General features: G+C 66.8%; 16 protein-coding genes. 10 read left to right on the top strand and 6 right to left on the bottom strand.

The genetic code is table 11. The features are described 5' to 3' along the window. Positions 1-25 precede the first annotated feature (25 nt). On the top strand, positions 26-1,447 hold the full coding sequence (gene pyk, locus H7J86_RS20205; protein ID WP_090353866.1) for a pyruvate kinase: 1,422 nt from the start codon (positions 26-28) through the stop codon (positions 1,445-1,447). A 24-nt stretch (positions 1,448-1,471) separates the two neighbouring features. Further along, the gene (locus tag H7J86_RS20200; protein WP_090353868.1) at positions 1,472-2,335 is read left to right on the top strand and encodes an acyl-CoA thioesterase II; all 864 of its coding nucleotides are present in this window, start codon (positions 1,472-1,474) and stop codon (positions 2,333-2,335) included. Here the strand turns inward: H7J86_RS20200 and H7J86_RS20195 are convergent. The 6 genes from H7J86_RS20195 to H7J86_RS20170 form a co-directional block, all read right to left on the bottom strand. Further along, positions 2,332-2,823, bottom strand: coding sequence for a DUF4190 domain-containing protein (locus H7J86_RS20195; RefSeq protein WP_187096039.1), 492 nt, complete (start codon positions 2,821-2,823; stop codon positions 2,332-2,334). The two genes, H7J86_RS20200 and H7J86_RS20195, sit on opposite strands and share 4 nt — an antisense overlap. A gap of 15 nt (positions 2,824-2,838) precedes the next feature. Continuing rightward, positions 2,839-4,356 (bottom strand): ATP-binding cassette domain-containing protein, encoded by a 1,518-nt coding sequence (locus H7J86_RS20190; RefSeq protein WP_267293073.1) that lies wholly within the window; start codon positions 4,354-4,356, stop codon positions 2,839-2,841. Continuing rightward, positions 4,334-5,932 (bottom strand): thiol reductant ABC exporter subunit CydD, encoded by a 1,599-nt coding sequence (gene cydD / locus H7J86_RS20185; protein ID WP_267293885.1) that lies wholly within the window; start codon positions 5,930-5,932, stop codon positions 4,334-4,336. The genes H7J86_RS20190 and cydD overlap by 23 nt, the downstream gene beginning before the upstream one ends. Positions 5,933-5,952: 20 nt before the next feature. Beyond that, entirely contained in the window at positions 5,953-6,993 is a 1,041-nt protein-coding gene (gene cydB, locus H7J86_RS20180) for a cytochrome d ubiquinol oxidase subunit II (protein ID WP_267293071.1), read from the bottom strand. Positions 6,994-7,003: 10 nt separating this feature from the next. Continuing rightward, positions 7,004-8,452, bottom strand: coding sequence for a cytochrome ubiquinol oxidase subunit I (locus tag H7J86_RS20175; RefSeq protein WP_267293069.1), 1,449 nt, complete (start codon positions 8,450-8,452; stop codon positions 7,004-7,006). Between the two features lie 104 nt (positions 8,453-8,556). Beyond that, positions 8,557-9,180 carry an HdeD family acid-resistance protein gene (locus H7J86_RS20170; RefSeq protein ID WP_372517323.1) on the bottom strand — a complete coding sequence of 208 codons (624 nt, stop codon included), beginning with the start codon at positions 9,178-9,180 and terminating at the stop codon, positions 8,557-8,559. A 181-nt stretch (positions 9,181-9,361) separates the two neighbouring features. Between H7J86_RS20170 and H7J86_RS20165 the strand changes: the two genes are divergently transcribed. The 8 genes from H7J86_RS20165 to H7J86_RS20130 all read left to right on the top strand — a co-directional run. Further along, positions 9,362-10,264, top strand: coding sequence for an ABC transporter substrate-binding protein (locus H7J86_RS20165; RefSeq protein ID WP_090353878.1), 903 nt, complete (start codon positions 9,362-9,364; stop codon positions 10,262-10,264). A 32-nt stretch (positions 10,265-10,296) separates the two neighbouring features. Then, complete coding sequence (locus tag H7J86_RS20160) at positions 10,297-11,181, top strand: amino acid ABC transporter permease (protein WP_235632691.1); 885 nt, start codon at positions 10,297-10,299, stop codon at positions 11,179-11,181. A gap of 29 nt (positions 11,182-11,210) precedes the next feature. Beyond that, positions 11,211-11,963 carry an amino acid ABC transporter ATP-binding protein gene (locus H7J86_RS20155; RefSeq protein ID WP_267293883.1) on the top strand — a complete coding sequence of 251 codons (753 nt, stop codon included), beginning with the start codon at positions 11,211-11,213 and terminating at the stop codon, positions 11,961-11,963. A 14-nt stretch (positions 11,964-11,977) separates the two neighbouring features. After that, a complete protein-coding gene (gene macS, locus H7J86_RS20150) occupies positions 11,978-13,108 on the top strand; it encodes a MacS family sensor histidine kinase (protein WP_267293067.1) in 1,131 nt (376 codons plus the stop codon). Further along, the gene (locus H7J86_RS20145; protein WP_235632669.1) at positions 13,069-13,761 is read left to right on the top strand and encodes a response regulator; all 693 of its coding nucleotides are present in this window, start codon (positions 13,069-13,071) and stop codon (positions 13,759-13,761) included. Before macS ends, H7J86_RS20145 begins: the two co-directional genes overlap by 40 nt. A 44-nt stretch (positions 13,762-13,805) precedes the next feature. Further along, complete coding sequence (locus H7J86_RS20140; RefSeq protein WP_267293065.1) at positions 13,806-15,551, top strand: DUF2339 domain-containing protein; 1,746 nt, start codon at positions 13,806-13,808, stop codon at positions 15,549-15,551. Between the two features lie 47 nt (positions 15,552-15,598). Beyond that, positions 15,599-16,090, top strand: a complete 492-nt coding sequence (locus tag H7J86_RS20135; protein WP_187096034.1) for a Dps family protein — start codon at positions 15,599-15,601, stop codon at positions 16,088-16,090. A gap of 1,156 nt (positions 16,091-17,246) precedes the next feature. Continuing rightward, the coding region (locus H7J86_RS20130; RefSeq protein WP_267293063.1) for a glycosyl hydrolase 53 family protein at positions 17,247-19,123 on the top strand (1,877 nt) is incomplete at its 3' end.

Here is a 19,123-nt window from a genome sequence, read left to right as displayed (position 1 = left end):
TCGATCATGACTATGCTCACGTGACGTGAATAGACGCGGAAAGATCGTCTGTACCCTCGGCCCGGCGACCGGCACCGACGAGATGCTAAAAGCCCTGGTCGAAGCCGGAATGGACGTGGCGCGACTCAACTTCAGCCACGGCAGTCACGCCGACCACGAGGAGAGCTACCGGCGCGTCCGGGCGGCCTCGGATGCCACCGGGCACGCGGTCGGCATCCTCGCCGACCTGCAGGGACCCAAGATCCGGCTGGGTCGGTTCGCCACCGGTGCCACGCTGTGGCAGGCCGGTGAGACCATCCGGATCACCGTCGACGACTTCATGGGCACCCATGACCGGGTGTCCACCACGTACAAGCAGCTGGCCAATGACGCCTCTCCCGGCGACCGGCTGCTGGTCGACGACGGCAACGTCGGACTCGTGGTCGAGCATGTCGACGGCAACGACGTGGTCTGCACCGTCACCGAGGGTGGCCGCGTCAGCAACAACAAGGGCCTCTCCCTGCCCGGGATGAACGTCTCGGTGCCCGCGCTGTCCGAGAAGGACATCGCCGATCTGGAGTTCGCGCTCAACCTCGGCGTCGACCTGATCGCGCTGTCCTTCGTGCGGTCCCCGGCCGATATCGAGCTGGTGCACGAGGTGATGGACCGGGTCGGGCGCCGCGTCCCCGTCATCGCCAAGCTGGAGAAGCCGGAGGCCGTCGACAACCTGGAGGCCATCGTGCTGGCCTTCGACGCGATCATGGTGGCCCGCGGCGACCTGGGTGTCGAGCTCCCGCTGGAAGAGGTGCCGCTGGTACAGAAGCGCGCCATCCAGATGGCCCGCGAGAACGCCAAGCCCGTCATCGTCGCGACCCAGATGCTGGAGTCGATGATCGACCACTCGCGACCCACCCGCGCGGAGGCGTCCGATGTCGCCAACGCCGTGCTGGACGGTGCGGACGCCGTCATGCTCTCGGGTGAGACCTCGGTGGGCAAATACCCGCTGGAAACGGTGCGCACCATGGCCCGCATCGTGGCTGCGGTCGAGGACAACTCCACGGCGGTGCCGCAGCTCACCCACACGCCGCGTACCAAGCGGGGCGTCATCTCCTACGCCGCACGCGATATCGGCGAACGCCTCGACGCCAAGGCGCTGGTCGCCTTCACCCAGTCCGGTGACACCGTGCGCCGGCTGGCCCGGCTGCACACCCCGCTGCCGCTGCTGGCGTTCACCCCGCTGCCGGAGGTGCGCAGCCAGCTCGCCCTGACCTGGGGCACCGAGACCTTCATCGTCCCGCACATGCAGACCACCGACGACATGATCAAGCAGGTCGACGAGTCCCTACTGGGGCTGGGCCGCTACAAGCGCGGTGACCTGGTGGTCATCGTCGCAGGTGCCCCGCCGGGCACAGTAGGCTCGACCAACCTGATCCATGTGCACCGGATCGGCGAGGACGACCACGCTTAGGGTGTAGAGAAACCGGGGGGACTTTTGTCGGCAGAGCACCTTCAGGAACTGCTGACGGTCCTTGACCTCACCCGGGTGGGCGAGGATGCGTTCACCGGAACGCATCCGAGCCTGAACCCCGTTCGCACGTTCGGCGGCCAGATGATGGCGCAGGCGTTCGTCGCGGCCAGCCGCACGGTGCCCGAACACCTACCGCCGACCACGTTGTCGATGCACTTCATCGCGGGCGGCGATCCGGCCAAAGATCTGGAATTCCAAGTGGTTCGGTTGCGCGACGAACGGCGGTTCGCCAATCGCCGCGTGGATGTCACCCAGGACGGGGTGCTGCTGGGCACCGCCCTGGTGTCACATCTGGCCGGTGGCCGCGGACTCGAGCACAACGTTGCGCTGCCCGACGTGCCGCATCCGGCGACCCTGCCCACCATCGACGACTTGCTGATCGGTTACGAGGAGACGGTGCCGCTGTTCGTCGCTGCGCTGAAACCCATCCAGTGGCGGTACACGAACGACCCGGCGTGGGTGATGCGCGACAAGGGCGAGCGGTTGGAGCACAACCGGGTCTGGCTGACCGCTGACGGCCCGATGCCCGACGATCCGGTGCTGCATGCCGCGGCGCTGGTGTATTCGTCGGACACCACGGTGCTGGACCCGATCATCACCCGGCACGGCCTGTCCTGGGGTTTCGATCGGATCTTCGCGGTGACGATGAACCACACGGTGTGGTTCCACCAGCCGGTGCGGTTCGACGAGTGGATGCTGTACGCCACGTCGTCGCCGGTGGCGGCCGACTCGCGCGGCCTGAGCAACGGTCACTTCTTCCGCGGCGACGGTCAGATCGTGGCGACGGTGATGCAGGAGGGCATCATCAAGTACTTCCCGCCTCGTTAGGGCGTGGGCGTGATCGTCACTCCGTAGTCCGTCTCGATCTTGTCGCGCATGTTGTTCTCGCACTGCAACTGGGCGGCCCGGTCGTTGCCGGCCTTCTGCATGCAGTCCACGTAGTCACCGACGCCCAGCTGGGAGAAGAAGCCGATCCAGACCGGGATGAACACCAGCCCGAGCACGATCGCCAAGGCGCCCAGCACGATTCCGGAGAGCGCCAGTCCGCCGTTGGTGGCCTCGCCGCGTTTGACGCGGCCCCGTGCCGCGAACCCGATGATCAGGGCGACCAGCCCGAGGATGATGCCACCGGCGATGGTCCAGGAGAACAGCAGTCCCACGACGGCCAGGATCAGTGCGGCGATACCGAGTCCGTTACGCGGACCGATCGGTGGTGGGCTGTAGCCGGCGTAGGGCTGCGGGGGAGGCGGGGGATAGGGGCCCTGACCCGGATACTGCTCGCCGTACTGTCCGCCGTACGGCCCATAGGAGCTCATGGATGGTGAGGGTACTCACTGATCCGGTGTGCCGCGTAACTTCACCGTCGGAGCGCCGATGTCCGCGGGCAGGTGGTGCGTGGCGACGACGACGGTGCGCTCGCGGGCGAACAGTTCACCGGGGGTGAGCAATCCGCGCAGCAACCGGTCGCTGTCGGCCTCGTCCAGGTGCTCGGTCGGCTCATCGAGCAGCACGACGGGGAAGTCGGAGATCAACGCGCGGGCCAGCAGCAGGCGCCGGCGCTGTCCGGCGGAGACGGCCGCCGCACCGCCGGTCAGGATGGTGCTCAGCCCGTCGGGCAGCCGGTCGAGCCACTCCCGAAGTCCCACCCTGTCCAGTGCCGCCAGCAGTTCCCCGTCGGTCGCATCCCCGCGGGCCACCAGCAGGTTGTCCCGCACGGTGGTGTCGAACAGGTGCGCGTCTTCGGCGAAAAATGCTGCAGTCAGGGGACTCTCGGGATATTCGTCGGCAATTCTCATGAGCATGGTGGTTTTTCCGCATCCGCTCGGTCCCATCACGGCCAGCCGGCCGCCCGGTTCCAGCGCCACCTCCGGGGTAGCGGGCCGCTGCCGGCCATCGGGAACCGGCGCGACGATATCGCCGATCCGGCCGGCGGCCAGCCGGGCGCGCACCAAGGCCACGGCTGCGGCCGGAAGTGCGGTGGTCGCCTCGAACGCCGACAACGGCACCAGCATGAGGATGGCCAGTGTGGTCGGTGCGGTGACGGGGGCCAGGGTGATGCCGATGAAGGCCGCGGCCAGGACCGCCGCGCCGATGGCGGCGGTGGTCGCGGCGGCGGCCAGCGCGGCGGGCGCCGCCGAGCGGTCCAGTTCGTGACCCCAATCCCGTTGCCGCCGCTCGGATTCGGCGATCACCTCGGGGAGCCGGCCGCACACTCGCAATTCGGCGGCGTGTTCCAGGGCGAGGACGGCGGCGGTGTCGCGGGCGCTGTGCTGGTCGGCGGCGAGCTGTTCGGCGGCGTTCGACGCGCGGGCCGCCAGCCACGGCGCCAGCACCCCGGCCACCAGCAAGCAGCCGGCCAGCACCGCTGCGGCAGCGGGCGAGATCAGTCCGATGATCGTGATCCCGGCTGCCGACAGCAGTACCGCGACGCAGATCGGCAGCACCGCCCGCACCAGCACATCGGCGAGTTCGTCGACCGAGCTGCCCAGGCGCGCCACCAATTCGCCGCTGTGCAATCGCAGGGCGGTGTCCTGTGGCAATTGGGTCAGCCGGCGGTACAGTCCGGCCCGGGCGTGGCCGGCCGAGCGCAGTGCGACGTCGTGGATGGCCAGCCGTTCGCAATAGCTGAACACGCCCCGCGAAATGCCCAGTGCGCGCACGGCGACCACCGCGACGCTGAGGTCCAGCACCGGCGGCATCTGCCAGGCCCGGGTGATCAGCCAGGCCGACACCGTCGCCAGGGCCAGTGCGCTGCCCAGGGCGAGGGTGCCGAACAGCACGGCCAGGGCCAGCCGCGGCAATCGTGGCCGCAGCAGGCTCAGCACCTCACGAGGGGACACTGAGGGCACCTCCCACGGTGACCACCCGGTCGGCCACGGCCAGCACCGGTGTCCGATGGGCGATCACCAGCACGGTGGCGCCCTCTCGGGCGCGCTCCGTTATCGCCTCTAGTACCCGGCTTTCGGTTCCGGCGTCCAGGTGCGCGGTCGGTTCGTCGAGCAGTAGCACGGGTGCGGTCGACCCCAGCGCGCGCGCCAGGCCCAGCCGCTGCCGCTGGCCCAGCGACAACCCCACCCCGCCGCGCCCGATCACCGTGTCCAGGCCGTCGGGCAGGGCGGCGAGCACATCGTCGAAACCCGCCGCGCGGCAGGCCTTGTCGATATCGGCCAGCGGCCCGAACAGTTCCAGGTTGCTCCGCACCGTGCCGGGCAGCAGGACCGGTCGCTGTGGCAGCCAACAGACCTGCGGCCACCACGTCGGCAGATCGGCGTCGGCGATATCGGTGTCGCCGATGAGCACCCGGCCCGACGAGGCCGGGGACAGACCCAAGATCACCTCGAAGGTGGTGGACTTGCCGCTGCCGTTGGGCCCGGTGAGCACGGTCACTTCACCCGGAAATGCGGTGGCGCTCAGCCGGTCCGGTGCCGGACCGTCGCGCCTGACGACGGTCAGCTCGTCCAGCCGGATGGTGCCGGCGTGCGGGGTGAGGTGCCCGGGGGTGCGGACGGGAGCGGCAACCTGCAGGCGCAGCGCCGCGTCGGCGGCGGTCCTACCGTCCTGCGCGGCGTGGAACTGGACACCCACTCGGCGCAACGGCCAGAACACCTCGGGGGCCAGCAGCAGTGCGGTCAGCCCGGCGGCCAGCGTCACCTCACCGAACACCAGCCGCAACCCGACGCTGACGGCGACCAGTGCGACGCCCAGGGTCGCGAGCAGTTCCAGCACGGCGGCCGACAGGAAGGCGATTCGCAGCGTGGCCATCGCCGAACGGCGATGCGCGGCAGCCAGTTCGGCGATCCGATGGGTCGGCCCGCCGGCCCGGCCCAGGGCCCGCAGGGTGGGGATCCCGGCGACCAGGTCGAGTAGCCGGGACTGCAGCGTCGTCATCGCCGCCAGTGCGGCCGCCGAGCGATCCGCGGTGAGCCGGCCGATGAGGATCATGAACAGTGGGATGAGTGGTAGTGCGATCGCGACGATGACGGCGGCCTGCAGATCGGCGACGGCGATCACGATCACCGTGAGCGGCGTGAGGATCCCGGCCAGGACCGCCGCGGGCAGATACCCGGTGAAGTACGGGCGCAACCCATCCAGCCCTCGGGTGAGGATCACCGCGGCCTCGTCGCGGACCGAGGTCAGCTCGTGCGGGGCTCGGGCGGTCACCGAGCGCAACACCTCGGCGCTGAGTTCGCCGATCACCGCCGTCGCGGCCCGCTGGCTGAGCCGGGCCTGTAGCCATGATCCGGTGGTGCGGATGGCCCACAGCCCGGCCAGGATCAGTAGTTGCCCCGACCAATGCGCGACGGTGCGCGACGCCGGGTCGGTGATCACCCCGGCCACCAGGTGGGCGAGCACCCAAGCCGACGCCACGGTGGCACCGCCGATCAGCACCCCGCATGCCGCGGACGCGACGAGGTAGCGCCGCATGGCGGGGGAGGATCGCAGTGTCACGGCAGGCGCGGTGACAGTCCCGCGGGGTCGGGGATGCGGTCGGCCGAGATGCGCTGCCGGAACACCCAATAGGTCCAGGCCTGGTAAGCGATGACCAGGGGCGTGACCAACACCGCGGCCCAGCTCATGATGGTCAGGGTGTAGGGCGTCGACGAGGCGTTGTGGATGGTCAGGCTCCACGCCGGATCCAGGGTGGAGGGAATGAGATTCGGGTACAGGCAGCCGAATATCAGCACCACCACCGAGGCGATCACCGTAGCCGTGGCCGTGAAGGCCCAGCCGTCCCCACCGCGGCTCCACACCAGCATCACCGCGCCCAGCTGGGCCACCACGGCGACACCGAGCACCAGCCAGGTCCAGTCCTTGCCGTACGCCAGCTGAGTCCACAGGCCGAAGCCGGCGACGATGACCGTCACGGGCAGAGCAAGCCGGATGGTGAACTTGGTCGCGTCATCACGCACGGCGCCTTCGGTTTTCAGCGCCAGGAACACCGCCCCGTGGAACAGGAACAGGCCGCAGGTCGCCAGCCCGCCGAGCAGGGTGTACGGGTTCAGGACGTCGCCGACCGAGAGGTGGATCTGATGGTCGGCATCCACCGGCAGGCCCCGCAGCAGGATGGCGAAGGCGACACCCCAGAGCAGCGCGGGCACCCATGATCCGACGGCGATGCCGATGTCGGCCCACCGCCGCCAATTCGGGTCGTTGATCTTCCCGCGCCATTCGATGGCGCAGATGCGCATGATCATCGACAGCAGGATGGCCAGCAGTGGCAGGTACAGGCCGGAGAACATGGTGGCGTACATACCGGGGAAGGCCGCGAACATCGCACCGCCCGCGGTGATCAGCCATACCTCGTTGCCGTCCCAGACGGGGCCGATGGTGTTGAGGACTGCGCGGCGGTGCTTCTCGGGGTCACCTGATGAAACTCGCCCGAACACCGCCATCAGCATCCCGACGCCGAAGTCGAAACCTTCCAGCACCAGGAAGCCGATGAACAGCACGGCCAGGATGATGAACCAGAACGTCTGCAGGTCCATGGTGCACCTCCTAGTAGGCGAACGACAGCGGCGCGACATCGTCCTCGCCGGGTGGTGTGGGTGGGACGGGTTCGCTGTCGTGCTCGAGTGGTCCTTCGACGACGTAACGCCGGATCAGGAAGAACCAGATCACCGCGAGCGCCGCGTAGAGCGCGGTGAACAGGATCAGCGACAGCCAGACCATGGCCGCGGAGTTGTGGGACACCCCTTGTTGCACGGTGAGCCGCACCAGTTGGTCGCCGGTGGGGTTGGGTGCCACCACCCAGGGCTGCCGGCCCATCTCGGTGAACACCCAGCCGGCGCTGTTGGCCAGGAACGGGGTGGGCAGGGTGAGCAGTGCGAACCACGCGAACCAGCGTTGCCGCGGTATTCGTCCGCCCCTGGTGAGCCACAGCGCGGTGAGTGCGAAGAGCATCGGCACCGCCATGAATCCGATCATCGCGCGGAAAGACCAGTAGGTGACGAACAGGTTCGGCCGGTAGTCACCGGGACCGAACTTCTCCTGGTAGCTGTCCTGAAGATCCTTGACGCCGTCCAGCTTGACGCCGGTGAACTTGCCTTCGGCCAGGAACGGCAGCACATAGGGCACCTCGATGAGGTGAGTGACGCTGTCGCAGTTGTTGTGCGTGCCGACGGTGAGGACGGAGAACTTCGGGTCGACTTCGGTGTGGCACAACGATTCCGCCGACGCCATCTTCATCGGCTGTTGTTGGAACATCAGCTTGCCCTGGGCGTCACCGGTGAAGAACAGGCCCGCCGCGGAGATGAAGGCGATCAGACAGCCCACGATGGTCGCCGGGCGGTACATCGTGCGTGCTTCATCCGAGTCGGGTGTGCGCACCATCCACCATGCGCACACCCCGGCCACGAAGGTTCCGGCCACCAGGAACGCGCCGGCGACGGCGTGCGGGAACGCCGCCCACGCCGTGTTGTTGGTGAACAGGGCGCTGATGCTGGTCAATTCGGCGCGGCCGGTCTCGGGGTTGTAGTGCGCGCCGACGGGGTGCTGCATGAACGAGTTGGCCGCGATGATGAAGAACGCCGAGGCGTTCACGGCGATGGCGACGATCCAGATACAGGCCAGGTGCACCAGGCGGGGCAGCCTGGTCCAACCGAAGATCCACAGCCCGAGGAAGGTCGATTCGAAGAAGAAGGCGACCAGGCCCTCCATGGCCAGCGGCGCCCCGAACACGTCGCCGACGAATCGGGAGTATTCGCTCCAGTTCATCCCGAATTGGAACTCCTGGACGATGCCGGTGGCCACGCCCAGGGCGAAGTTGATCAGGAAGAGCTTCCCGAAGAACCTGGTGAGCCGGTACCACGCGGTGTTGCCGGTGATGACCCACACCGTCTGCATCACCGCGATGAGCGGGGCAAGCCCGATCGTGAGCGGGACGAAGATGAAGTGGTAGACGGTGGTGATCCCGAACTGCCATCGCGACACGTCCAGCGCGTCCATGTGCACCAACTCCCCGGGCTGCGGGTCTCTCTACGGCTCTGTAGAACTACGACACACTGTAGTAGCTGATGGTCCGCATGCGTAGAAAACGTGGTGCAGACAACTCATGACGACGTCTGAGCCGGTTCCTGGCTCAGACCTCCGCCCAGCGCCTCGGTCAGTTTCTTGGAGGTCGACCGGATGCCGAAGGCGGTGACGACCTCCATCAGACCGATGACCACCAGCCAGATGCCGGTCACCAGGGCCAGCGTGGCGATCGAATCGAACGGTGAGGCCAGCACGACGATGCCGGCGATCAGGCTGATGACGCCGACGAAGATGTTCCAGCCCCGGCCGGGCAGAGTGGGGTCGCTGATCGCCGATACCGCGGTGGCCACACCCCGGAACACGAACCCGATGCCGATCCAGATCGCCAGCAGCAGCACGGCGTCGTAAAGGTGGCGGAAAGACAACACGGCCAGGATCACCGATGCCGCGCCGCTGATGAACAGCAGTACCCTGCCGCCGGCCGACACGTGCAGGCTGAACGCGAAGATCACCTGCGCGATACCGGTGATCAGCAGATAGGCGCCGAAGAAGCTGGCTGCGACGACGATCGAGATCTTCGGCCAGGCGAGCACTGCGGCGCCGAGTGCCACCGCGAGAACGCCCGAGACCAGGGTGGATTTCCACAGGTGTGGCAGCAGGCTTGGGGGAGCGACGGTTGTCATAGGCGCAGTCTCCCACAGCGTCAAACACCGCTGGACGATTACGGCACACCATGATCAGAAGATCGTTAACCTTCGGTTACCGGCGCTGCGAGCTGGGGCCACTGTGGTTAACGTCTTCGCCTTGGGGCACAAAGATGTCGGAAGTCGACGCAGGTGGATGACCACCGACGAGGAAAGAGGAAACGTGTCAGTTGGATGTATGAGTCGCCGGACCAGGGTGTGGCGCGTCGCGGCGGTATTCGTCGCCACGGGTGCGCTGGCCCTGTCGGGTTGCGCCAAGAACGAGGACTCCGCCGCACCGTCCTCCACGACCAAGGCCGCGTCGGCGGAGAAGGTCGAATCCATCGCCAACACCGTTCCCGAGGCGATCAAGTCGTCCGGCAAGCTTGTGGTGGGCGTGAACATTCCGTACGCCCCCAACGAGTTCAAGGATGAGACCGGCAAGATCGTCGGATTCGACGTCGACCTGGTCAACGCGATCGCGGCCACGCTGGGGCTGCAGGCGGAGTTCCGCGAGTCCGATTTCGCCAAGATCATCCCCGCGGTGCAGGGTGACACCTTCAACATCGGGATGTCGTCGTTCACCGATACCAAGGAGCGGGAGCAGGCGGTCGATTTCGTCACCTACTTCTCGGCCGGTATCCAGTGGGCCCAGCCGAAGGGCGGCTCGATCGACCCGAACAACGCCTGCGGTAAGAAGGTGGCGGTGCAGGCCACCACCACCGAGGAGACCGACGAACTGCCCGCCAAGAGCAAGGCGTGCACCGATGCCGGCAAACCGGCCATCGACATCCTCAAGTTCGACAGCCAGGATGCCGCGACCAACGCGGTGGTGCTCGGCCAGGCCGACGCCATGTCGGCGGACTCCCCGGTCACGCTGTACGCCATCAAGCAGAGCAACGGCAAGCTGGTGACCGCCGGGGAGACCTTTGAATCCGCGCCCTACGGCTGGCCGGTGAAGAAGGGCTCGCCGCTGGCGCAGTCCCTGGTGCAGGCGCTGCAGCATCTGATCGACAACGGCACCTACAAGCAGATCGCCGCCAACTGGGGTGTCGAGCCGGGCATGATCGACAAACCGGTGATCAACGGAGCGATCAGCTGACCACTACCGATGCTCCGGAGGCTCCACCGGTAATACACGCGGTGCCCCTGCGCCACCCGTGGCGGTGGGTGGGGGCCGCGGTGATCGTTGCGTTGACCGCGCTGTTCCTCTACGGCGCGGCCACCAACGACGCCTACCGCTGGTCGGTGTACCGCAAGTACCTGTTCGACCAGCGATTGCTCGAGGGTGCATGGAACACCTTGCAGCTCACCATCTATTCGATGGTGCTGGCGATCCTGCTCGGCATCATCCTGGCGGTGATGCGGCTCTCGCCCAATCCGGTGTTCCGGTGGGTGTCCTGGGTGTTTCTCTGGATCTTCCGCGGTACCCCGGTGTACGTGCAGCTGGTGTTCTGGGGCCTGTTCCCGACCATCTACAAGAATCTCCAGCTGGGTATCCCGTTCGGCCCGACGTTCTTCACGTTCAACCTGCAGTCGCTCTCGATTCCGTTCCTGCTCGCGGTCATCGGCCTCGGTCTCAACGAGGGCGCGTACATGGCCGAGATCATCCGTGCCGGCATCTCCTCGGTGCCGGAGGGCCAGTCCGAAGCCTCGACGGCACTGGGCATGTCCTGGGGTATGACCATGCGCCGCACGGTGTTACCGCAGGCGATGCGGGTGATCATCCCGCCGACCGGCAACGAGATCATCAGTATGCTCAAGACCACCTCGCTGGTGACGGCCGTGCCGTATTCGTATGACCTGTACGGCATCGCGGTGCGCGATATCGGTGGCCGGATCTTCGAACCCGTGCCGATGCTGATGGTCGCCGCGACCTGGTATCTGGCGGTCACCAGCGTGCTGATGGTCGGTCAGTACTACCTGGAGCGGTACTTCTCCCGGGGCGCCTCGCGCAAGCTGACCACCAAACAGCTTGAGGCACTGGCCAAAGCACAAGCCGGGACAGGTGGAATGTGACAGTGGAAAACTCGGCTCCCGCGCAGCCCATGGTCAAGGCCGAACAGGTCTGCAAGAGCTTCGGCGCCCTGCAGGTGTTGAAGGGCATCACCCTGGAGATCGGCAGGGGTGAGGTGCTGGTGTTGGTCGGGCCATCCGGTTCGGGCAAGTCGACCTTCCTGCGCTGCATCAACCACTTGGAACAGGTCAACGCGGGACGGCTGTATGTCGACGGCGAACTCGTCGGGTATCGCGAGCGGGGCAGCAAGCTGCTGGAGATGAGCCCGAAGGACGCGGCCAAGCAGCGTCGCGAGATCGGCATGGTGTTCCAGCATTTCAATCTCTTCCCGCACCGGACGGCGCTGGAGAACATCATCGAGGCGCCCGTCCACGTCAAGGGTATGAAGCGCGACGCCGCGTTGGCGCGGGGCAAGGATCTGCTTGCGCAGGTCGGGCTCGGTGAGAAGGCCGATGCTTACCCGGCCCAGTTGTCCGGCGGTCAGCAGCAGCGGGTGGCGATCGCGCGGGCGCTGGCGATGAGCCCCAAGTTGATGTTGTTCGACGAACCCACGTCCGCGCTGGATCCCGAATTGGTCGGGGAGGTGCTCGGGGTGATGAAGAACCTCGCCAGCGAGGGCATGACCATGGTCGTCGTCACCCATGAGATGGGTTTCGCCCGTGAGGTCGCCGATAAGGTGGTGTTCATGGACGGCGGTGTCGTGGTGGAAAGCGGTGCTCCACGTGACGTGCTGACCAACCCTCAGCACGAACGCACGAAAGCCTTTCTGTCCAAGGTGATGTAGCCGCGGTGCGGAGCATGTCCGACCCGGCGGCCCCGCTGTGGCGGGCCGCGCAGGTGTTCAGGCTGTTCAGCTGGGTCTACGCGGGCGTGTTCTTCGTGTCGAAGAACTCCGAGCTGGATCGTCCGGTGCTGGGCATGGTGCTGTTCGGTGTGCTGACGGTGTGGAGCGTGGCGTGCGCGGTGGCGTATCTGCGCGGGTTCGGCCGCAACCGCGTCTGGGTGCTCGCCGAGGTGGCGGTGGTCGTGGTGCTGATGGCCTCCACGCCGGTCGTCGCCTCCGCACAGTGGACGTCGGCCAACCAAGCCTGGCCGACCACGTTGTGGGCCACCAATGCCGTTGTCTCGTCGGCGATTCTGGCCGGGCCGGTGCCGGGCATGGTCACGGGTCTGATCGTGATGGGCACCGCGGCGGCGCTGAAGGGCACCATTGCCGTCGATCTGGTGCGCACCCCGACCATCCTCATCGAGCTGGCGGTGGGGCTGGCCGTCGGCATGGCGGCCAGCACAGCCCGGCGCGCGCACGCCGAACTGGAGCGGGCCACCCGCCTGGCCGCGGCGCTGGCCGAACGCGAACGCCTGTCCCGGCAGGTGCACGACGGCGTCATGCAGGTGCTTGCCCTGGTGTCCCGGCGGGGTCGCGAGATCGGCGGTGAGGCAGCGCAACTGGCCGAGGTGGCCGGTGAGCAGGAGCGGGCGCTGCGGCGGTTGGTCAGCGTCGCCGATACCGCGCAGGACGGGGGCATATCGGTGACCGATCTCGGTGCGCTATTGCGCGGATATGCATCCGACCGCGTCGCGGTGAGCTTGCCCGCTGCCGCGGTATACCTCGACGCCCGGGTGGCCGACGAGGTGCTGGCCGCCACCGTCAATGTGCTGACCAACGTCGAGCGGCACGCTGGCCCGGGCGCGAAGGCTTATGTGCTCCTGGAGGATCTCGGTGGATCGGTGGTCGTGAGCATCCGCGATGACGGCCCCGGTATCCCGGCCGGCCGGCTGGCCGAGGCCGAGAACGAAGGGCGGGTCGGGGTGTCGAAATCCATTCGGGGGCGGATGCAGGCGTTGGGCGGCGACGCCGTCCTGACGACGTCGGAGGGTGGTGGGACGGAATGGGAACTGACGGTGCCACGGGAATCGACAACGCGATGACGAGCATCATGGTGGTCGACGACCACCCCATTTGGCGAGACGCGGTGGCACGCGATCTGGCCGAGGCCGGGTTCGAGGTGGTGGCCACCGCGGATGGCGTCGGGTCGGCGCGGCGGCGGGCCGGGGCGGTCAAGCCCGATGTGGTGGTGATGGACATGCGACTGTCCGACGGCACCGGTGCGCAGGCCACCCTCGAGGTGCTGGCTGTCTCGCCGGCATCACGGGTCTTGGTGCTGTCCGCCTCAGATGAGCGCGACGACGTGCTGGAGGCGGTGAAGGCCGGCGCCACCGGCTATCTGGTCAAGAGCGCCTCCAAGGCGGAGCTGGGTGACGCGGTCCGCGCCACCGCGCAGGGCCGGGCGGTGTTCACACCGGGCTTGGCCGGGTTGGTGTTGGGGGAGTACCGGCGAATCGCGCAGAACCCACACCCCGGACCGGCCGGCCCCAGCCTCACCGACCGGGAGACCGAGATCCTGCGGTACGTGGCAAAGGGGTTGACCGCCAAGCAGATCGGCGAGCGTCTGTCGCTCAGCCACCGCACCGTGGAGAACCACGTGCAGGCCACCTTCCGCAAGTTGCAGGTGGCCAACCGGGTCGAGCTGGCCCGCTATGCGATCGAACACGGCCTGGATCGCGAACCCGAAGTCGAGTAGTCCTACTCATCCGCTGGGTCCGCACCCGCGTCACGATGGCGGGTATGACCGAACCCCAGCAGGCTCTCGTCCGGCTGTCGGCCGAGTTCGCCGCCATCGCCGGCCAGTTGACCCGTGCCTCCGCCGAGCTGTACGACCTCGGCGTCCGGCTCAACGGTCAACCCGCCGTGCCCGCGCCGGTGTATTGGCCCTACCCGCCACAGCCACAGCCACAGCCACAGCCGCAGCCGCAGCCGCAGCCGCAGCCGGCGCCGGTGCCTCGGGAGCCGACGAATTGGATCGGCAAGGCGCTCGCCGCGGCCGGGGTCGCGGTGACGTTGATCGGAGTGGTGCTGCTGGTGGTGCTCGCCGCCCAGGCCGGCCTGCTCGCCCCGCCCGTGCGGGTGGCCGGTGGCGTGGCGCTGGCGGCCGCCCTGGTGGCGTGTGCCTTGTGGCAGCGGTCGCGCCCCGGTGGGGCGGTGGGCGCCATCGCGCTGGCCGCCACCGGAATCGCTGCTGCCTACATCGATGTTCTTGCGGTCACGACCATGTACGACTGGCTGCCCGCGCCGGCCGGGCTGGCGGTCTCGGCAATGGTGGGCGGCGGCGGGTTGCTGCTGGCGCGGCGTTGGGACACCGAACAGCTGGCGCTGCTGGTGTTGGTGCCATTGATCGTGCTTGCGCCGATCGTGGCGGGTGGTGTCACGCTGCTGCTGGTCGGTTTCATGCTTGCGCTGTCGGCGGCGACCCTGCCGGTGCAGATCGGCCGGGACTGGGTGTGGACCTTCGCGGCGCGCACGGCGGCCGGCAGCGCGCCGGTGATGCTCGCGCTGATGGGCGTGGCGTTCGGCTCGGGCCGCGATGCGTGGCTGGCCGGGGCGTGCGCGCTCGCGGCGATCCTCGCCTTGGGATCGGCGTTGGTGGTGCTGCCGCACAGCACCCATCGTGGGCCGGTGGCGCTGCTGGCGGCCGCGGGGGCGCTTCCGGTGCTGGCGGTCGGGGCGACGGTGCACGAGGTGGTCGCGGCCCTGATGGCCGCCGCGTTGTCGGCTGCGGTGCTGGCGCTCGTGCTGTCAGGGCACCGCATCCCCGGAGTGACGGCGCCGGTGCGCCAGGTGTGGACCGCGTTATCGGCCGTCTCTGCACTGGTGGCCGTCGGCGTGGGTTTCGCCGCGCCGGTGGCCGGGCCGCTGCTGCTGGCCATGGCGATACTCGCCGCGGTGGCGGGCCGGCACAGCGTCGCCGCGCAGTGGTCCGCGGTGCTGTTCGGTGGTTTCGGGGGGCTATATCTCCTGTCGATGGCCGGACCGGCCACCTTGACGTCGGCAACGGTGCTCACGGCACCGGACGCGGTGTCGGTGCTGATCTCCAGCGTGCTGCTGGGCGGCTACGCGGGTGCGCAGTGCTGGGCGACCCGGTCGCGCCTCGACGGTGACCGCGCGCGACTGCTGCTGGCCGGAGCGGCAGCCATCCTGGTCTATACCGTCACCGTGTTCACCGTGACGGCCGGCGTTCTGATCGCGGGCCCCGAAGGGGGCTTCCTGGCCGGGCAGATGGCTGCGACCATCTGCTGGATCGCCCTGGCGGCAGCGCTGTTCGGCTACGCGGCCCGGCGGGCCCGTGAGGACCGGTCACTACCCATCGGTGCGGGGATGGCGCTGGTCGCCGCCGCCGTGGCCAAGCTCTTCGTGTTCGACCTGGGCACGCTCGACGGCATGTTCCGGGTGGCCGTGTTCATCGTGGTCGGCCTGGTGTTACTGGGTATGGGTGCCGGCTATGCCCGACTGTTGAGCCAGCAGCACCGGAACTGATCGGCATTTTCTGGAATCATTCCAGAAAATGCCGGGTTGCAATGTGCATGACCACGTCAACTCGCCGCACCGAAACCGATGTCAAGGGATTCCAGGCTTCCGCAGCGCTGAGCGCCCACCTACAGCAGGTCCTGGTCGACATGATCGAACTGCATCTGCAGGGCAAGCAGGCGCACTGGAACGTCGTCGGCACGAACTTCCGGGATCTCCATCTGCAATTGGACGAGCTTGTCGACTTCGCACGTGCGGGCAGCGATACCGTCGCCGAGCGCTTGCGGGCACTCGATGCGGTCGCGGACGGCCGTTCCGACACCGTGGCCGCCACCACCACGCTGCCGGAGTTCCCTCCTTACGAGCGCGGCACGGCAGAGGTGGTGGACCTGATCGCCACACGTATCTATGCCGCAGTGCAGACGCTGCGCGATGTGCACGACGCCGTGGACGACGAGGATCCGACCACCGCGGACATCCTGCATCAGCTGATCGACGGCCTGGAGAAACTGGCCTGGCTCATCAAGTCGGAGAATCGCAAGGTGTGAGCAAGGTAGAACGTGTCCGCTAGATCGACGAGCCAGATGGTGAAATGCGGCCCAGCCCTCCGTGCGGCGGGTGATGTCGTGGCGTGCTGATGCGCGCGGCGATCTATCCCAGGTGCCTTCTTCGCCTATCCGACGGGGTCACGTCCAGATCGTTTGCCAGGCCCAAAACTGCGGGCACATCCCGCCACTGCAGCCCACGCCGGTAGCAATAGATGATCCTCTCCATGCGATCTGGTGGCATCTCGAAAAGCCTGCCTTCTTGCCCGTAGGTACCGGAAGCGGATCCCGCATCAACTCCCACTGGATGTCGGAGCGCAACTGAAACCGCGACATACCTCAAGCCTCAGGTGCAACACGCGAAACATTTGTCAGCTACATATTAGCTGCGGCACCGGATCGAATCGGGGTCGGGAGCCCAACTATGCAACAGATAATTGTTGTCCAAGGCTGCGCGCAAGCGCATGTGAGTCAGGGAGAACCGGGGTGAAGTGATATTTGCCATACCCGCATAGTCGGTCGTTATCGCAGTCCCTGAACCGCGAGGTCGATCAGTGAAACCGATCAGAAAGTACTGTGCTGCAATGGAAGTGCTTGCAATCCAAATGCCGTCCGCATTTGCTCTTAATCTGGAGAAGCGTATAGAAAATTTGCCAAATAGCAATGATGAGGGGTGATATTTAGAGATCTACAATCTTCAATATATTTGCCAGATTTGATTGAGCATGGGCGTAAATAACTCGAAGTATCAGCTGGTCCTAGTCGAGGACCTATTGCCTTCGGGCGAGGACTAAAGTCCGTATATCGCCAGCTCGGCGGCGCCTAACGTGAGCGCATATCGAAGTTATTCAAATTCACGAATAACACTGCGTTCGAACAGGAGTCAGCCATGAGTAATTCTTTGCATAAGCCGGTCAAAAAGGTCGCCACGCGCTGCGCTATTGCGGTGACAGCAACGGCGTTAATAGCGGGATCGCCGGGTCAATTCGCATCGCCAGTGTCCTTGCCAGCGATCCGGCATGCGGTGCATAAGCCGGTCAAAAAGGTCGCCACGCGCTGCGCTATTGCGGTGACAGCAACGGCGTTAATAGCGGGATCGCCGGGTCAATTCGCATCGCCAGTGTCCTTGCCAGCGATCCGGCATGCGTCCTATGACATCGTGAACACAGCCGCCGTTGACGAGCAGGCTGCCACGGTCGGAATTGCCGAGTCCTACCTTTATTACGAGGTGGCCAATGCCACCACGACGGCGGAACGGCAGTCCCTGATCAACAAGGCGCTGGACGCCCTGCAGTCGGTGGGCGCCAGTGACGTCCGGATCGGCATTCCGTGGAACGCGGTCGAGACTGCGGACGGCAAGTACAACTGGTCCGTCACCGACATGATCGTGTCGGAGGCGCAGAAGCGCGGAATGGGCATCCTGGCGTCTATCAGTCATGCGCCGTCCTGGGCGGGTGGCGGTATCGGCAGTGCCCATCCCAGTACCGATCAGGCGGCGGCGCTCTCCCAATTCGCTTCGCAGTTCGCGGATTTCACCTCGGTTGTGGCCAATCGCTACTCCACGGGAGCTTTCGCCGGTGCGATCTCGTCCTATGAGATCTGGAATGAGCCCAATGGTGCCCTCGAGTGGAATCCGTCGGATCCCGCGGCGTATACCGCCATCCTGAAGGCCGCCTACACCGCCATCAAGGCCGTCAACACCGATATCAAGGTCATCGGTGGAGTGGTGGGAGCGGGGTGGGGAGTCCCCGGCCTGTCGGTTGACCCGGTGGGCTTCGTGGCGGCCATGTACGCGGCGGGCGCCAAGGACTTCTTCGACGCGTTGTCGTTTCATCCCTACAGCCAGAGCTTGCCGTTCAGTTCCGGTGTCAACGCCACCCTGCCCGGTGGATTGTCTGCCGTTCAGCAGGTGAAGGCGATCCGCGCGCTGATGGCCGCCAACGGCGACGATGACCTGAAGATCTGGATCAGCGAGTACGGCTATTCGACCGTGGGTGGTTCCGAAGCGGAGCAGTTGAAGCAGGCCAAGTTCATCGCGGACCTGATCAACTACTGGCAGACGTTCGACGGCGGCGGCCCGATCTTCCTGTACACCGCCCACGACACCTACCCGAACAGTTCCAACGCCGAGTACAACTTCGGACTCTTCACCTACAACTGGGTGGCCAAGTACGCGGCGGGGATCGTCAAGCAGTTGATCGCCAATCCGTCGGCGGTCATCGATTTCCCGGGGACGCTGCCGGGCACGGTGACGGGGTCGCTCAGTGCGCTCGCGCAGCAGGTCGCCGCGGCGGTCAACCAGATCGTCAACGCCGTCGCCGGTGTCGTCATGTCCCCGGTGAAGATGGCCCTCAACGTGGCGAGTTCGATCGCCAATGCGATCGCGAATCTGAAGAAGGCGCTCACGAGGACGCCGACCACCGCCGCTGCCAAAGCCGGTGCGACCGTGTCGGCGCTCAGTGTCGCGGCCGCACCCGTCGATGCGACCACGGCTGAGGCAGTGACGAACGCGGGGACCTCGGAGGTCACCAAGACCGCGACGGTGGAGGCGGCGACCGGCGAGGCGCCCGTGAAAGCCTCCGCCACTACGGCGGCGGAGGTGGGGTCCCAGCCGGAGGTCGTGACCGAACCCGTCACCGTGACGGAGCCGGTCGTGACGGAGCCGGTCACCGTGGCCGAACCCGTCACCGTGACCGAACCGGCAACCGTAGCGGAACCGGTCGCCGCCACCGAACCGGCAACCACCCCGGCGGCGTCGACCGATACGGCCGGCACCGACGACCAGTCCGCCACCACCACCCAGACGGCTACCGACGTCAAGTCATCGACCGACGCCAAGTCCGGCGCCGATCGACCGCGTAAGACGTGGCGGTTCGGCCCGCGTCATGTCGCCAAGAGCGATACCGCTGCGGCAGCCGACGGTTCCGAGGCCGGCTCCACGGGTGTCAAGTCCCGCCCCGGTCTCCGCTGGCCCAAGCCGAAGCCGCGGGCGACGACCACCACCGGGGCGTCCGGTGGGTCGGATTCCTCGGAGTC

This window comes from Mycobacterium hackensackense, from assembly GCF_025822555.1.
Taxonomy (GTDB): domain Bacteria; phylum Actinomycetota; class Actinomycetes; order Mycobacteriales; family Mycobacteriaceae; genus Mycobacterium; species Mycobacterium fluoranthenivorans.
This window is presented reverse-complemented; position numbering and strand designations above follow the sequence as displayed.

Coding starts and splice junctions, on each gene's coding strand:
- macS (WP_267293067.1), top strand. CDS start 11,978: ATGTCCGACCCGGCGGCCCCGCTGTGGCGGGCCGCGCAGGTGTTCAGG.
- H7J86_RS20175 (WP_267293069.1), bottom strand. CDS start 8,452: ATGGACGCGCTGGACGTGTCGCGATGGCAGTTCGGGATCACCACCGTC.
- cydD (WP_267293885.1), bottom strand. CDS start 5,932: ATGCGGCGCTACCTCGTCGCGTCCGCGGCATGCGGGGTGCTGATCGGC.
- H7J86_RS20195 (WP_187096039.1), bottom strand. CDS start 2,823: ATGAGCTCCTATGGGCCGTACGGCGGACAGTACGGCGAGCAGTATCCG.
- cydB (WP_267293071.1), bottom strand. CDS start 6,993: ATGGACCTGCAGACGTTCTGGTTCATCATCCTGGCCGTGCTGTTCATC.
- H7J86_RS20155 (WP_267293883.1), top strand. CDS start 11,211: ATGGTCAAGGCCGAACAGGTCTGCAAGAGCTTCGGCGCCCTGCAGGTG.
- H7J86_RS20145 (WP_235632669.1), top strand. CDS start 13,069: ATGGGAACTGACGGTGCCACGGGAATCGACAACGCGATGACGAGCATC.
- H7J86_RS20135 (WP_187096034.1), top strand. CDS start 15,599: ATGACCACGTCAACTCGCCGCACCGAAACCGATGTCAAGGGATTCCAG.
- H7J86_RS20165 (WP_090353878.1), top strand. CDS start 9,362: ATGAGTCGCCGGACCAGGGTGTGGCGCGTCGCGGCGGTATTCGTCGCC.
- H7J86_RS20140 (WP_267293065.1), top strand. CDS start 13,806: ATGACCGAACCCCAGCAGGCTCTCGTCCGGCTGTCGGCCGAGTTCGCC.